Here is a 15717-nt window from a genome sequence, read left to right as displayed (position 1 = left end):
GTCGCCGGCCGTTCCGCCCGGGAGCGATCCGGGTGCGTCAACGGCCGAGATGTACGAAGGCCGCCCACCCGTGATCGTCGTCGTCCTCGTCCAGGTCGCCCAGCACGGCGAGCTGGGCCAGCCGCAGCGCGTCCACCGGGGCGTGGCCGTCCACCGACAGGTGGCGGTGCATGGCGTACATCAGCCGTGCCGTGCCTTCGTCCGGAACCGGCCACAGGGAGCCGAAGACGGTGTGCGCGCCACCGGCCAGGAACGCCGTCGCCAGGCTGACCGCCTCGTCGTGCAGCGAGCCGACCGCCCCGGTGGAGCAGGCGGACAGCACCACCCGGTCCAGGTCGAGCCCGGCCGAGCGGGCCCGGGCCAGCAGTTCCAGCACCGGCAGGTCACCGTCGGCCAGGGCCAGGCTCGCCTCCGCCGGACGGTCCTGGTCGACGTGGCCGTGGCAGGCCAGGTGCAGCAGCGACGGGCCGCGGCCCGGCTTGGCGATCCAGTCGAGCACGTCGTCCCGGGTGGCCCTGCCCAGCAGCGTGCCGCCGGGATGGAAGTCGCGGTGCACGTCGCGCGCCTCCTCGGCGGCGTACCGCAGATCGCCGCGGGGGTCGCCGACGATCAGCGCCGACTCCGGGGACCGCAGCGGCATCCCGGCGGTGTCCCGGAACATCCGGGCCGAGACGCTGTACGACACGACCAGCCGTTCGATCGCGTGGTGGCGGCCGGTGCCGTCGTCGTACCGGGCGGCGTGCCACGGGACCAGGGTCAGCGCGCCGGTCGGGATCAGCACCAGCCGGGCCGGCCGGTCCAGCCGCCACCGGTCGGTGAACGCGGTGAGCGGCCCCATGCACGCGGTCCACGCCCACCGGCAGACGTCGTCGAACGAGTCCTGACCGTCGTCGTCCTCCGGCACCAGGTCCCGGCCGGACTCGATCCATCCGCCGACGGCCCGGCCGGCGGCCAGATCCGGCAGGGGCAGCACGTGGACCGGGCCGGTCGCCGGCACGATCACCGCCAGGCCGGTCCGGTCGTCGTCGGCCGCGACCAGGTAGACCAGCGCGTCCGCGCCGACCGCGGTCAGCGACTGCCGGATCCCGGCCGGATCCGGGGTGGCGAGCACATCCGAGTCCGCGGTGAGGGCGTGCATCGCGCGTACCCGCAGATTGTCGTCGGGTGAGTCACCGGCACCGCTCGTCTCCCGCCAGGCGGTGGCGAGATCGGGGTGTCCGGCGGCGATGAGCCGCTCGGGCATCGAGCGGGACGCCGTGGCGGCGTGCAGGGCGAGCCCTCGACCGGCGTCGAGGACCGCCACCAGGTCGTCGGCGGCGGCGTCCTCGGCGCACCATGCGGCGACGGTCCGCACGTGGCGGTCCGCGGTGGCCGCCCATTCGAGGGCATGCCCGGTGTCCGCCTGGATCAGCGCCTGCCAGGTGAGCGCGACCAGGGCGGACCGGCCCAGTGCCCGGCTGCCGGCCCGGTCGGGGTGGCCGCCGAGACGCAGGCTCCGGCCGTGCGCCACGGTCAGCTGTGGCCAGAGTGGATGATGCGGTCCGCCGGCGAGCGTGCGGGCGGCGGCGTAGTGGGCGGCCGCCCGCGCGGCCGCACCGCGTGCCGGGTCGCGTCGGGCCACCTCCTCCTCGGCGGCGCCCGCGGCCTGGTAAGCCGGGATCTTGAGCATCGGGTAGTCGTCCGGGATGTGGCCGAGCAGCTCGCCGGCCTCAGCGGCTAGCCGGCCCAGGGCGGCCGTGTCATCGCTGCGGGCGGCGGCGCGCACCGCCGTGGTGAGCGTGACGGAACGGGCGGCCGCCGTGAACGGGGCGCCGGTGCCGTCCCCGGTGACGGCGCCGCCGAGAAGATCGCGCAGCAGGTCGAACGCGGGATCGCCGGTGGGCAGCGCCTCGCGGGCGGCGTACATCACGGCGGCCGCCTCCAACTCGTCACCCTCCTCGATCAGCCGCAGCGCCTCGCGGCGCGCGGAAAGAACCGCGGCGAAGCCGTTCAGGGTCGGATCGGACGCGTTCTCGAATGCGGTCAGGGCGCTCTCGAACGCGGCCAGATCGCCCTCCTGAACGGCCCGGTTGCCGCGCAGGATGGCGAGCGCGTCGGCTATCACGGCGCGATTCCGCTCGGGGAAGCGGTCGCTCCGGGCGAGGCGGGTGAGAGGGCCGACGCCGCGGTCGAGGTCGCCGGTGGTGCCGGCGATGTTGTCCAGGATCGCCTGGGCCGCGGCGAGTTCGGCGCGCAGGTGCGGGTCGGGCAGGTCCACGTCGCGGTACCGGGCGAGCAGGGCCCGGACCCGGCTGAAGTCGTGGGCGCGGCCCTCCGGCACGGCGATGCCGATCTCCACCATGGCCAGGGTCCCGGCCAGCAGCGCCTGGTCGCCCAGGGTGGCGTCGCCGGGGGCGTCGAGCACGGCGTATCCGAGGTCGACGTAGCCGTGGAACTCGTCGCGGTCGAGTTCGTCGCGGCCGTACCGGGCGAACGCGGCCCGTAGCTGTTCGCGGGCGATCTCGCAGCGCAGTTGATCTCCGGGGTCGCGCCGCAGGGCCTCGGCGAACCGGTCGAGCGCCACGGCGAGACCGTCCTGCTGCCCGCCGGAGAAGGCCCGCACCAGGTGGGCCCGCCCGGACAGATGCCAGGCGGCGTCGTTGTCGAGGGTCCGGGTGGCGATGTCCGCGAGGTGCACGGCCCGCGCGATGTCGGCCCGGTCGCGGGTGCGCTCGGCCAGGAAGGTGACGAGAGTGCCGCAGAAGAAGGCGGCGACCGGGTCCTCCGGCGTGCGGTCGAGGACGTGCTGCCAGAGGCCGATGGCCCGGCCGGCGTCGTCGAAGCTGGTACGGGCGCGGTTCCACCGCTCGTGGAGGGCGATCGCGAGCAGCCGGTGCGCCTCACCGCCGGTGTCCACGGCCAGGGCGGGCCGCCCCCGGCTGATCACCGCGTCGAGTTCGGGGCCGGAGACGGTCTCGCCGTCCGTGACCCGTTGCCACCAGTCGCGCAGGGCGGCCAGGGCGGTGTTCGCGTCGTTCTCCGGCATCCGTGTCCCTCTCGCGCCGTGTCGTCGGACGCCGGGTACTGACGGACCGGAAACGCGTCAGGGGTGTGGATCGGGTGAATGCGGGCGGCCGGACAGCCCGTGCCGGGTCTCGGCCGGGTGAACCGGTCCGGCGCTCCCGGGCGGCACCGGCGACAGCGTGAAGGTGAACCGGGAGCCGCCACCGGGGTCGTCGGCCGCGCTGATCACGCCGCCGTGCCGATGGACGATGCGCTGGCAGATGCTCAGCCCGAGCCCGGTGCCGGCGAACGAGGAGCCGGTGTGCGCCCGGTGGAAGTTGCCGAAGATCGCCTCGTGCTGGCCGGCCGGGATGCCGACGCCGTTGTCGGCCACCGTCACCGCGATGCGGTCGTCCTGCACGGCCGACGTGACGGTGACGGCCGGTACGACGTCCCCGGCCGTGTACTTGATCGCGTTGCCGATCAGGTTGTCCAGCAACTGCCGGATCAGGGGCGGGTCCCCGTACACCTGATGTGGGGTGTTGATCGTGAAGCGCGGCACCAGGCCGCCGGCGGCGCTCGCGGCATCGACCCGCGCCGAGGCGATGTCGGTGACCAGGCGTTCCAGGTCGAGCGCGACCGGCCGGACGGTGGCGTCCCGGGCCGTGGTGTAGGCGAGCAGATCGTCGATCAGGGCCCGCATCCGGGCGCCGGCCCGCTGCGCGCGCAGCAGGCTGCTCTCCGCCTCGCTGACCATCGGGTGCGGCGGCACGTCCTGGAGCGCGTCGGCGGCCGCCTCGGTCCAGGCGCGCATGGCCATCAGCGGGTTCTGGAGATCGTGGGCGACCACCCCGGCGAACGCGGTGAGCTCGTCCCGGTGCCGCCGTTCGGCGGTCGCGTCGTGCAGCACCACGACGGCGAGCGGAGCGCCCTGCGCGTCGAACAGGCGGGTGCCGGTGGCGGTGACGATCCGGCCCTCCGGCACCTCCGGGTTGCGCAGCAGCATCTCGATCCAGGCCCGGTCCTCGCCGGCCAGCACGCGCGCGTTCACCGTCTCGTGGTCGGCCATCGGCCGGCCGTCGAGGTGGTACAGCCCGTAGAAGGAGGTGCTGGCGACCCGGTCGTTCGGGCTGATCCGGCCACCCAGCAGCCGGGCCAGGGCCGCGTTGCGCAGCACCACCCGGCCGTCGGCCTCGACCACGGTGACCCCGTCGGTCATCGAGTCGATGATCGCGCTCAGCAACTGGCCGTGCCGCTGGGCCTGGTCCTTCTGCTGGGCCAGGTCCGCCTTGTCCTCGGTGAGCTGCCGCAGCAGCGCCTGCCGTTCGTCCCGGCCCAGCGCGAGGACCAGGCCGATCACCGCGATCATGCTGACGAACAGCTGTGCCACCAGCGCCCGTGGGGCGTGTCCGGTGATGCCGGCGAACGGCCCGGGGCCGGCGAGGGTGAACACCACGGCCACGGCGCCCGCCACCAGGCCGTGCAGGGCCACGAAGGTGGTCGGCATCCGCAGCCCGGCCCAGATCGTGAGCGCGATCAGGGTGAAGGCCACCGGCAGGCCGTTCAGGACGACGAACGTGAACCAGTACGCCAGCACCGAGCCGGCGATCAGGGCCGCGCACTCCGCCGAACGCCACCAGGGGACCGCCCGCCACCACGGCGTCCAGCCCGGGAGGCGGCGCAACCGCAGCCCGGCCGGGACGATCAGCAGCACACCGGCGGCGTTGCGGATCAGCCACACCGCGCCACTGGCCACCGAGACGTTCCCGTTGATCAGCCACATCCCCGCGGCGCCCACGACGGCGCCCAGACCGGTGCCGGCGATCGTGGCGGCCAGCAGGATCCACAGGTCACGGGGCCGGGCGAGGCCCAGTTGACCGTCCGCCTGCCACTGCGCCGGCTGCCATCGGCGCAGCAGCACCAGCGTGAGCGCGACCTGGCAGAGATTGGCGAGCACGACGACCACCACGAAGCGGCCGCTCGCGCCCGTGGCCAGGTTGACCGTGACCGTGACCGCGACCAGCGCGGCGACGTCCACGGCGAAGGTACGCGAGTGCCGTTGCGCGCAGAACCACAGCACCAGCACCCCGGCCGCGGGCCACACCATGCTCAGGTTGGTGTCGTCCATGACGGTCTGCCGGCCGGCGACCGTGGCCACGGCGTACGCCAGCGCGAACAGTCCGGTCCGGAGCAGAGACATGCGCACCCCCGAGGAATCACTTCGGCACGGTCGCCGGGAGCGCTGAACCCCGGTGCCCGGATTGGCCCCGAGAGGCAACGAGCGTTGTGACTTCGGCCGCTGTCACAGGCTCCTGTAAGGCGGGCTCGGTAGTTTCGCGGCCATGACCGTCACCGATGCGCCGCCCGGGAAACGCCCGAGCCGGGGCCGCACCGCCCTGTCCGTGGCGATCTGGCTGCTCCTGACGCCCGGTGCCCTCTGGCTGGTGGGCCGGGCCTTCGGGCTCGAACGCGGTCCGCTGATCACGCTGTTCGCCGCCACGCCGTACGTCGCCGCCGCGACCCTGATCCCGCTGCTCGCCGCGCTGGCCGCCAAACGGTGGCGGGCCGCCGCGGTGGCCGGGCTGGTCGCCGCCGGGATGGGCGCCTGCGTGCTGCCCCGGGCCGTGCCGGACTTCGACAAGGGCCCGGCCGAGGGGGTCGCGCTGCGGGTGCTCACCCTCAACACCCTGTACGGCGAGGCCGACCCGGCGCAGATCGTCCAGCTCGTCCGGGACAACGACGTGGCCGTGCTCGCCGTACAGGAGTTCACCCCGGACGGCGAGGCGGCCCTGAAAGCGGCCGGCATCGGCGAGCTGCTGCCCCACCAGCAGCTTTCCCCGGCGTACGACGCGGGCGGCTCCGGCCTCTACTCCCGCCACCCGATGCTCACCCGGGCGACCCGCCGCAACGACGGTGGCTTTCAGCAGGCGTACGCGACGATCCAGCCACCCGGCGCCGTCGCCGTGCACGTCGAATCGGTGCATCCGCTGGCGCCGGTCGGCCCGGAGATGTACCCCCGCTGGAGCGCCGACCTGCGGGAACAGCCGCACGCCGGGACGGACGGCCCGCCGCCCATCCTGCTCGGCGACTTCAACGCCACCCTCGACCACGCGGAGCTGCGCGACCTGATCGGCACCGGCTACCGCGACGCGGCCGACGCCGTGGGGGAGGGCCTCACCACCACCTGGCCGTCCTTCGACGGATCCCGCGGGCTGGTGACCATCGACCACGTGCTGGCCGACGAACGGATCGGGGTGCGCGACGTCGAGGTGCACACCGTGCGCGGCTCCGACCACCGCGCGGTCCTCGCCTCCCTCACCCTCCCGGCCGGTTAGATTCTTCCGGTACGCGCAACGCCCGTTCCGTCCTTTTCTGGGCCGTTCCGCCCTGCCGCGCGATCTCGCTGCCTACTCCAGCCTGTGCCGCCCCCGCCGGGCTCAGATCGGTGGTCCGGCGGGCCGGACGCCGCCCCGGTTCCGCTCCTGCCGCCGGTCCCGGCCCGGTAGGCGCGCCCAGATTGTCATGCTATAGCCCGTTGTGCGGTCGCGGTGGGCGTCGCCCTCGGCCCTCTTGGTGCGGGTAGGCGCACACGTCACGGCATGCGTGCGCGCTGGCCCGGCCAATGCCCGTGGTCAGCGCACACACAACGCTTTTCGTGTGCGCCCAGCGGCTACAAGCGGCGCTTTTCGTGTGCGCCCAGCCGCCACACGCGGCGCCCGGCCCGCCGGATCACCGATCTCAGCCGGCGGGGGCGGCTCAGGTTGGAGTGCGGGTCGACGATCGCGTTCGACAGGTTGACCATCGTGACGCCGGTCGCCTTCGTGCCGGCCCAGTCGCCCAGCGCCGGCTTCGGGCTCGCCGGTTCCCCGCTGTGCCCGTACCGGGGAGGGGTTTGAAAAAAGTGATATCACATTGCTATGGTTAGGACATCGAACACGGGAGGAGCCCCACATGACCGAACACCTCGACCTGCCCGCCCCGCAGGTCCGCGAGCGCGCCGCCCGGGACGTCTCGGGCTGGCCGGTCCTCACCATCGCCCTGGTGGTGCTGATCCTCAGCATCGTGCTCTTCTTCGTCGGCGTCATGCAGGAGACGGACGCGGTGGCCGGGAGTCTCGTCGGTCTCAGCGCCCTGCTCGGGATCGGCGCCCTGATCGTCCTGGTCGGTCTCACCCCGGTCGCGCCCGGCGAGGCCCGCGTCCTGCAACTGCTCGGGCGGTACACCGGAACCCTGCGCAACGACGGGCTCCGCTGGGTCAACCCGCTCACCGCCCGGCACAAGATCTCCACCCGGATCCGCAACCACGAGACCGACGTCCTCAAGGTCAACGACGCCGACGGCAACCCGATCGAGATCGCGGCCGTCGTCGTCTGGCAGGTGGAGGACACCGCCCGCGCCGTCTTCGAGGTCGACGACTTCATCGAGTTCGTCGCCATCCAGACCGAGACCGCGGTGCGGCACATCGCCAACAGCTACTCCTACGACTCCCACGACACCGACCGGATGTCGCTGCGCGACAACGCCGACGAGATCACCGCGCGGCTGTCCGAGGAGATCGGGGTACGGGTGGCGGCCGCCGGAGTGACGATCATCGAGTCCCGGTTGACCCGCCTCGCCTACTCGCCCGAGATCGCCCACGCCATGCTCCGCCGGCAGCAGGCGAACGCCATCGTCGCGGCCCGGGCCCGGATCGTCGAGGGCGCCGTGGGCATGGTGGAGATGGCCCTGCTCCGCCTCGCCGAGCACGACGTCGTCGACCTCGACGAGGAGCGCAAGGCCGCGATGGTCAGCAACCTGCTGGTGGTCCTGTGCGGCGACCGGGACGCGCAACCCGTGGTCAACGCGGGAACGCTCTACTCCTAGTCGAATGGCCACCGAGCGCAAGAAGCTGCTGCTGCGGCTCGATCCCGCGGTGCACGACGCACTCGCCCGCTGGGCCGGGGACGAGCTGCGCAGCACCAACGCGCAGATCGAGTACCTGCTGCGCAAGGCCCTCGCCGACGCCGGCCGCCTTCCCGGTGGCGTCGGCCGGATGCGGGGGCCGGGCCGGCCGTCCGCCACACCCGAGCCGTCCGAGTCGTCCGAGCGGGAAGAGGAGTGACATGGCAGTGCCCGGAAGTCTTCCCCAGCGTGTCTACCTGCTGGCCTACGATCCCGGCAAGGGCCGGGTCCGGTTCACCACCCAGCTCGGCGCCATGCTGCGCGCCGCGGCTCTCGCCGACCTGTACGGCAGCGGCCACCTGACCGACGAGAACGGCCGCGCCGTCGTCGCCGCCGGGCATCGCCCCAGTGGTGACCCCTTCCTGGAGGCGGTCCGCGCCGAGATCGCCGCCGCCAAGCCGCGCAAATGGCAGCACTGGGTCGGCCGCCACCAGGGCGCCGCCACCAGGACGGTCCGGCAGCAGCTCGGCGACGGCGGCTGGGCGCGCCTCCAGCCGTACCGGATCCTCGGGATGTTCCCGGCGACCAGGGTGACCCCGCGTGATCCCCGGGTCCGCAAGGAGATTCTCGGCCGGGTCGGCAACGCGCTGAAGAAGCCGATCGGCCGGGTCGACGCGGCCGACGCCGCACTGGTGGCCGTCATCGCGGCGGGTGACCTCGGCCTGGTCCTCGACCGCCGGACGCGGCGCGCCCACAAGCGGCGGATCCACGAGCTGACCGAGCTCAGCGGGCCGGTCGCGCCCGCCTTGAAGAAGTCGGTCGAGGCCGCCAACAGCGCCGGCGGGTGACGGTTTCGTTCATGGACCGCTGGCGATTTCACGGATGTGTGACGAACTTATTGCACAAAGGATGCAGAGACCCCCCTGAACTTCCCTGGAGGTCTCATGCGCCGTCTTCTCGTCCTCGTCACCGCCGTGGTGGCCGCGCTCGCACTGAGCCCGGCCCTGCCCGCGGCCGCCGCCCCGGGCACGCCGGTGGTCTTCGTGCACGGCTACACCGGCAGCGCGTCCAACTGGACCACCGCGATGTCGCTGTTCCGTGCCGGCGGCTACTCGAGCAGCGAACTGTTCGCGTACGAGTACAACTCCTACGGCAACAACATCACCAACGCCCAGGGCCTGGCCACCTACGTCAGCCAGGTCCGGGCCCGCACCGGCGCGTCGAAGGTCGACATCGTGAACCACTCGATGGGCGGCCTGGTCAGCCAGTGGTACGTCAAGCAGTTGGGTGGCGCCCAGTACGTCCGGAAGCTCGCGTCGATCGCCGGCGCCAACCACGGAACCACCTTCGCCGGCGCCTGCCTGATCTACGTCACCTGTCAGCAGATGTATCCCGGCTCGTCGTTCATCAACACGCTCAGCTCCGGCGACGAGACCCCGGGCGGCACCACCTACGGGACCTGGTACTCCCCGTGCGACGGCGTCATCATCCCCTACACCAGCACCATCCTGAGCGGCGCCACCAACAACTACGTGGCCTGCCAGACCCACATCGGCTTCCTGACCGACACCACCACCCTCACCCAGATCAGGTCCTTCCTGAACTGATTGCCGATGCACGGCCCCGGCTATGCTGGGGTCGTGCATCTTTCTTCGTGCCTGAGCTGGTGGCGCTCCTCCTAGGAGCGGCACCCCTCGATCATGAAAAGGGCCGTTCGGACGAACGGCCCTTTTTCGTGTCCCGGAGACGGGGCCGGTCGTCCTCGGCAACTGCGACGACCCCCACCGAGGAGACACCCATGGACACCATCACCGACCCCACCCGCCACCGGATCCTGACCGGCGACCGGCCCACCGGGCGCCTGCACCTGGGCCACTACTTCGGCACCCTCCAGAACCGGGTCCGGCTCCAGGACATCGGCGTGGAACTGTACGTCGTCATCGCCGACTACCAGGTTCTGACCGACCGGGACGTGGCCGACGACCTCACCGGGCACGTCGAGGAACTCGTGCTCGACTACCTGGCCGCCGGGGTGGACCCGACCCGCGCCACGATCTTCACGCACAGCGCCGTCCCCGCCCTCAACCAGCTGCTGCTGCCCTTCCTGAGCCTCGTCTCGGTCGCCGAGCTCGGCCGCAACCCCACGGTCAAGGACGAGATCGCCCACTCGCGGCAGTCCGTGGTCAGCGGGCTGATGTTCACCTACCCCGTGCACCAGGCCGCCGACATCCTCTTCTGCAAGGCCGACCTGGTGCCGGTCGGCCAGGACCAGCTGCCGCACCTGGAGCTCACCCGGACCATCGCCCGCCGCTTCAACGACCGGTACGGCGCCGGCGTCTTCCCCGAGCCCCAGGCCCTGTTGTCGAAGGCGCCGCTGCTGCTCGGCACGGACGGCACCAAGATGAGCAAGAGCCGCGGCAACGCCATCACGCTGGCCGCCGGCGCCGACGAGACCGCCCGGCTGATCAAACGGGCCAAGACCGACACCGAGCGGCACATCACGTACGACCCGGCCGGCCGGCCCGAGGTGTCGTCGCTGCTCCTGCTGGCCGCCCTCTGCCTGGACCGCACCCCCGCGCAGGTCGCCGACAGCATCGGCGCGGCGGGCTCCGCGGCGCTGAAGAAGGTGGTCACCGAGGCGGTCAACGATTACCTGGCACCGATCCGGGCCCGCCGCGCCGAGTACGCCCGCGACCGCTCTTACCTCCGTACGGTCCTGCGGGAGGGCAACGAGCGGGCACGGGCGGTAGCCGACACCACCCTCGCCGAGGTGCGTGCCGCCATGAACAGCCACTACTGACCGGCGCTCGCCGCGCCTGACCGGCGCTCGCCGCGCCTGACCGGCGCTCGCCGCGCCTGACCGGCGCTCGCCGCGCCTGGCCGGGTGGCCGCGCCTGGCCGGGTGGCCGCGCACGGTAGGCCTGCGTGTGCGGGGGCCCAGGCTGTATGGCGGGCAGGCGCACACGAAGCCGGCATCGTGTGCGCCTGGCCGCCCCCGCCGAGCGGGCTTTCAGAGCGACAGCCGAGCGGGGTCCGGCCGGCTTCGGTCGCGCCGGGAGGTGAGCGCGACCGCCGCGGCCGTCACCGCCAGCAGCGCCGCGCCGGTCAGGAAGCCGGGGCCCGGGCCGCGGGACTCGGCGATGACGCCGGCGAGTGCGGCGCCGGCCGAACTGCCCGCGTTGGTGGCGACGTTCACCCAGGTGCCCGCCTCGGCGGCCGCGCCGTCGCCGGCCAGGTCGTCGGCGGCCAGATAGGCGACCACGTAGACCGGGGCCAGCGCCGTCCCGGTCGCGCACAGCACCAGACCGAGCGTGACCAGGCTGGGCGCCGCCGAGGCGGCGGTCAGACCGGCCGCCAGGACCCCGGCCAGCGCCGCGAGCTGCCGCAGATGGTGGCGGCCGGGTTCCCGGCGGGCCCACAGCAGGCCACCGGCGACGCTGCCCACGGCGAGGGCCGCCTCCAGCAGGCCGGCGGCGCCGGGACGGCCGTGGTTCTGGGCGGTGGCGGCGATACAGGTGTACGCCACACTCGTCCCGGCGCCGACCCCCAGGACCGCGGCGAGCAGGCCGCGCACCCCGGGTGATCGCAGCGGCCCCGGGTCGAACAGCCGTCCCGGGGCGGCGGGTTCCCGATGCCTCGCCGGTGGTGCGGTGGCCATGCCGAGAGTGCCGGTGAGCAGCAGGAACGCGGTGAGCAGCAGCGCCCGGTGGGCCGGGCCCGCCGCCACGAGCAGGCCGGCGACAAGCGGCCCGACCAGGTACAACGTCTCCTCGACGACGGCGTCCAGCCCGTACGCCCGCGGTTTGAGAGAGGTGCCCGCGGTGAGCCGGCGCCAGCTCGCCCGCATCGACGGGCCGAGAGGCGGCGCGGCGAAGCCGGCCAGAGTGATCACCACGATGAGCACGGCCGGATCGCGCATCACGGAGGCGACGGCCAGGGCGACGGCGCACACCAGCGCGAGTGGCGGCAGGACGGCGTGCTGGCCGTGCCGCTCGGCGAGGCGGGTCTTGACGGGCAGGGTGATCGCGGTGATGCCGAAACCGGCGGCCGCGAGACCGGCGACGGCATACGAGCCGGTGGCCTGCTGGACGGTGAACAGGATGGCGAGCGGGAGGATGCCGTAGGCCAGCCGCCCGCCGATCGCGGGCACGAAGGTGCGCAACGCGAACGGCAGGCCGAGGACGGCACGGTAACCTCCCACGCCGGCGGCGCGGGGCATGAGGGAGACTCCTCGAACGAAGCGACAGGAACCGGGGAGTGGCCCGTTCCTACGGCGGCGTCGAGGTCATGCCGCGATGGTAGCCCCCTATTCGCTGCGCAGGTTTCCCGGGCGGGTGAGCCGCCACAGGATCGGCAGGCCGGCGGCCGTCGTGCCCAGGACCACCACGGCGGCGATGCCGGACGTGGCGCCGATGCCGAACCAGTCGACGGTCAACGGCGCGCCGACGGCCGTCATCAGGACGCCGGCCAGCACGCTGCCGACGGCCACGGCCAACACCATGCCCAGTACGACGGGGACGGCCACCTGATAGAGCACCGAGCCGCCGAGGGTGCGCCGGCGGGTGCCGAAGGCGACCAGGACCGCCAGCACCCGGCGGCGTTCGCGCAACTGCTCGACCACGTTGACGACCATGCTGGCGCCGATCAGGACGAGCAGGACGATCGCACCGGCGAGCAGGGCGTCCCGCATCCCGGCCAGCGCCGCACGAACCGTGTCGTTGCCGTACGAGTACAGGTACGCCTGAAGGTCCAGCCGGGCCACGCTGTTGCGCAGATGCTCCATGGCGTGCGGCACACCGGGGTCGAGGGCCACGTAGAAGTTGGTGTCGTCCGGCTGGACGGCGACCCCGGCCATTGCGCCCGGGGTGATCAGCAGCGTCTCGCCGGAGGTGGGCTCCGCCTCGGCACGCGACACCGCCCGGGTGGTGGCCGGCGATGTCCAGGACGTGTCACCCAGCCGGTACGTCGTCCCGGCGACGGCCCCGTCCAGCCCGAACACGTCGCCGTCGCGGCACTCGCCCACCTCGGCCAACTGGCTCAGCAGGGCACAGTCGCCGATCCGCAGAGTGGCCCCGTCAAGGCGGACGATCCGCAGTGGCCGGTAGTCGTGGACACCCGGGGTGGCGTCGAGCGCCGCCGTCCAGCTGCGGTCGGGCAGGCTGCTGCCGGGCAGGACGGCGACGCCGTACCGGACCGGCGCGCTTGCCGAACTCCGGGTGTAGAGGGACTCGATGCCGGTCACGATGCCCTGCATGGCGATCACCCCGGCCACCGAGACGGCGATGCCGGAGACGGCGCGGATCGCGGTGCCGCTGTCGAACTGGAGGCGTCGCACGGCCAGTTGCCACGCCGGGGACCCGCCGGCGCCGAGCCGCCCCACGACCGCCTCGACCTGCCACGGCAGCAGCAGCGCGATGCCGGTCAGCAGCGCGGCCATCCCGGCGACGACCTGGATCTCGTAGCCGGCCGAGTGCTCGTCGATGCCCCGGTAGAGCGGCCACAGCAGGACCACGCCGGCGGTCGGCAGGAGCAGCCGCCACCACAGGCGGCGGCGGACCGGCGTGCTCATCCGGGTCACGCCGAGCGGCTCGACGACGACCCGGCGCATCGCCGACAGTGTCACCGCGACGGCGACGACCGGCACCGCGATCACGATCAGGACCACCAGCGACGGCACCGGGCGCAGGTCGGCCAGGTAGAAGGAGAGGGCGCCGGTGCCCCACCGGTGGGCCAGCAGGATCTCGCCCACCCACAGGCCGGCCCCGATCAGCAGGCCCAGCACGGCGCCGGCCAGGGTCTCCCCGGCGGCGATCCGGCGGGTCGTCGCGGCGTCGGCGCCGACCAGCCGCACCGCGGCCAGCCGGCGGTCGCGGGCCTCGTCGCCGAAACGGACGGCGGCGGCCATGAACACCATCACCGGGATCAACAGCACCACCATGCCGACCAGGGTCAACAGCACGAACATCGGGACCGGGTCGCGCACGATCGCGCCCGGGGTGCCGAACTCGCGGATCCGGCCGTCGTGCTCCGTGGACAGCGTGTCGGTGCCCAGGTAGAAGAAGAGCTCGGCCGGACCGGACAGGCCCTCCGCACCGATCACCCCGGCCACCTCGGCGTCCCAGCGGTCACGCAGCAGACCGTTCGCCGGATCGTCCAGCAGCCGGGCGAGCGCGGGGGAGACCACCATCCGGCCAGGACCGGGGATCGACGACACCCCGGGCGGCACGGGCGGGTGCGAACCCTCCGGCTGCAACAGCTCGCCGCTGATCGACCAACCTTCGAACCGGGTCGTGAAATGGCTGGTCAGCATGGTGTCGTCGGCGCGCGGCAGATCCTGGTAGCCGTCGATGGCGCGAGCGTCGGTGCGCGCGTTGCTCGCGGCCATGGCGGCCGGCACGGTGGCCGCGCCGAGCAGCACCGCCACCCCCAGACCGACCCCGACCGCGATCAGGCCGAGACGGAACCAACCGGCCCGGCCTCCGGCGACACTCATCCGGGCGCCGAGAGCGAGTTCGAAGAGCCAGTTGCGGGCCCTCACCGGGCCGGCTCCTGCTCACGAACCCGGCCGTCCCGCACGACCGCCTCGCGGTCGGAATAGGCGGCCACCCGCGGCTCGTGCGTGACCAGCACGACGGCGGCCCCGGTGTCCCGGGCCGCCGCGATGAACAGCTTCATCACCAGCTCGCCGTTGAGCGAGTCCAGCGCGCCGGTCGGCTCGTCCGCGAAGATCACCGCGGGCTCGGTGACCAGCGCCCGGGCCACCGCGACCCGCTGGCCCTGACCGCCGGACACCTGGCCGGGGCGTTTTCCGGCCAGATCGGCGACCTCCAGCCGGTCCAGCCACGTGGCCGCCCGCCGCTGTGCCTCCCGCCGGCCGGCGCCGGCCAGCCGCAGGGGCAGAGCGACGTTCTCCAGGCAGGTCAGCTCCGGCACCAACTGCCCGAACTGGAACACGAAGCCGAACGCGCCGCGCCGCAGTGTGCTGCGCTCCGTGTCGGACATCCGCGCCAGGTCGCGGTCGCCGTAGCGGATGCTGCCCGAGCCGGGCGTCAGGATGCCGGCGAGGCAGTGCAGCAGCGTCGACTTGCCGGAGCCGGACGGGCCCATCAGGGCGAGAACCTCACCGGCATACACATGCAGCGAAGCGCCGCGCAGCGCGGTGGTCTCACCGAAGCTCAGGTGGACGTCATCGGCGGTGAGCAGCGGCGTGCCTCTCCCCACGGTGGTGGTCACGGGCGGACCCGGGCGGCGAGGCGGTCCAGGCGGGCCGCGGTCAGCTCCAGCCAGCGCAGATCGGCTTCCAGGTGGAACAGGGCGTGATCGCAGATCAGCTCGTCGGCCAGGTCGCCATCGGTCTTGCGCCGGGTGAGCACCCGCATCAGCCGCAGGTGCTCGGCGCGCTGAGCATCCAGCACCTCGGTGGCGTCGCGGCCGGTCATCAGGGCCAGCACGACCTTGGTGTAGAGGGTGCTCTGGAGATACGGCTCGGGCTTCTCGGGCCGGGAGATCCACTCGGCGACGTCGGTCATGCCGGCGTGGGTGATCGCATACTTCTTGCGCTCCGGCCCGTCGCCCGGCTCGGACTCCACCTCGACGAGGCCGTTCTTCAGAAGGCGCGCCATCGTCGAATAGACCTGGCCGTAGTGCAGCGCACGGTCCCGGCCGAACGCCTCGTCATAGGAGCGCTTCAGGTCGTAACCGTGGCGTGGGCCGTTCTCCAGGAGCCCCAGGAGGGCGAAACCGACTGACATGCCGGCCACTATACACACGATGTATAAACCCGGTGCATAGCCGCGCGTGCCCCGACCGGAGCGGGGATTGGGATAATGTCGCGATACATCTGCGGGTGAGGCG

12 protein-coding genes are annotated in these 15717 nt (G+C 73.0%); 6 read left to right on the top strand and 6 right to left on the bottom strand.

Annotated features, from left to right (window positions below; all coding sequences use genetic code 11):
* Window positions 1-37: 37 nt before the first annotated feature.
* Both IEZ13_RS26570 and IEZ13_RS26565 read right to left on the bottom strand, forming a co-directional pair.
* Window positions 38-3025, bottom strand: coding sequence for a CHAT domain-containing protein (locus IEZ13_RS26570; protein WP_183223865.1), 2988 nt, complete (start codon window positions 3023-3025; stop codon window positions 38-40).
* A gap of 57 nt (window positions 3026-3082) precedes the next feature.
* Window positions 3083-5182, bottom strand: a complete 2100-nt coding sequence (locus IEZ13_RS26565) for an ATP-binding protein (RefSeq protein ID WP_183223863.1) — start codon at window positions 5180-5182, stop codon at window positions 3083-3085.
* Window positions 5183-5324: 142 nt separating this feature from the next.
* On the opposite strand from IEZ13_RS26565, the gene IEZ13_RS26560 reads away from it, so the two are divergent.
* The 6 genes from IEZ13_RS26560 (at window position 5325) to trpS (ending at window position 10663) form a co-directional block, all read left to right on the top strand.
* Entirely contained in the window at window positions 5325-6317 is a 993-nt protein-coding gene (locus IEZ13_RS26560) for an endonuclease/exonuclease/phosphatase family protein (protein ID WP_183223861.1), read from the top strand.
* Between the two features lie 616 nt (window positions 6318-6933).
* The gene (locus IEZ13_RS26555) at window positions 6934-7845 is read left to right on the top strand and encodes an SPFH domain-containing protein (RefSeq protein WP_183223860.1); all 912 of its coding nucleotides are present in this window, start codon (window positions 6934-6936) and stop codon (window positions 7843-7845) included.
* Between the two features lie 4 nt (window positions 7846-7849).
* Complete coding sequence (locus tag IEZ13_RS26550) at window positions 7850-8083, top strand: type II toxin-antitoxin system antitoxin (protein WP_183223858.1); 234 nt, start codon at window positions 7850-7852, stop codon at window positions 8081-8083.
* Window position 8084: 1 nt separating this feature from the next.
* Window positions 8085-8711: a GOLPH3/VPS74 family protein gene (locus IEZ13_RS26545; protein ID WP_183223856.1), complete on the top strand. Its 627-nt coding sequence runs from the start codon at window positions 8085-8087 to the stop codon at window positions 8709-8711.
* Window positions 8712-8807: 96 nt separating this feature from the next.
* Complete coding sequence (locus tag IEZ13_RS26540; RefSeq protein ID WP_183223854.1) at window positions 8808-9470, top strand: esterase/lipase family protein; 663 nt, start codon at window positions 8808-8810, stop codon at window positions 9468-9470.
* A 191-nt stretch (window positions 9471-9661) separates the two neighbouring features.
* Window positions 9662-10663, top strand: a complete 1002-nt coding sequence (gene trpS / locus IEZ13_RS26535) for a tryptophan--tRNA ligase (RefSeq protein WP_183223852.1) — start codon at window positions 9662-9664, stop codon at window positions 10661-10663.
* A gap of 210 nt (window positions 10664-10873) precedes the next feature.
* Here the strand turns inward: trpS and IEZ13_RS26530 are convergent, their stop codons facing one another.
* The 4 genes from IEZ13_RS26530 to IEZ13_RS26515 form a co-directional block, all read right to left on the bottom strand.
* Window positions 10874-12082 (bottom strand): MFS transporter, encoded by a 1209-nt coding sequence (locus IEZ13_RS26530; protein ID WP_183223850.1) that lies wholly within the window; start codon window positions 12080-12082, stop codon window positions 10874-10876.
* Between the two features lie 87 nt (window positions 12083-12169).
* Window positions 12170-14401, bottom strand: a complete 2232-nt coding sequence (locus tag IEZ13_RS26525) for an ABC transporter permease (protein WP_183223848.1) — start codon at window positions 14399-14401, stop codon at window positions 12170-12172.
* Window positions 14398-15096 carry an ABC transporter ATP-binding protein gene (locus IEZ13_RS26520; protein WP_229795049.1) on the bottom strand — a complete coding sequence of 233 codons (699 nt, stop codon included), beginning with the start codon at window positions 15094-15096 and terminating at the stop codon, window positions 14398-14400. Before IEZ13_RS26520 ends, IEZ13_RS26525 begins: the two co-directional genes overlap by 4 nt.
* Window positions 15093-15614: a PadR family transcriptional regulator gene (locus IEZ13_RS26515; RefSeq protein WP_183223846.1), complete on the bottom strand. Its 522-nt coding sequence runs from the start codon at window positions 15612-15614 to the stop codon at window positions 15093-15095. Before IEZ13_RS26515 ends, IEZ13_RS26520 begins: the two co-directional genes overlap by 4 nt.
* Window positions 15615-15717 lie beyond the last annotated feature (103 nt).

The organism is Actinoplanes campanulatus (assembly GCF_014647795.1).
GTDB classification, from domain to species: Bacteria; Actinomycetota; Actinomycetes; order Mycobacteriales; family Micromonosporaceae; genus Actinoplanes; species Actinoplanes campanulatus.
Note: the sequence above shows the minus strand (reverse complement) of the source record. Positions and strands in the feature narration are given on the sequence as shown.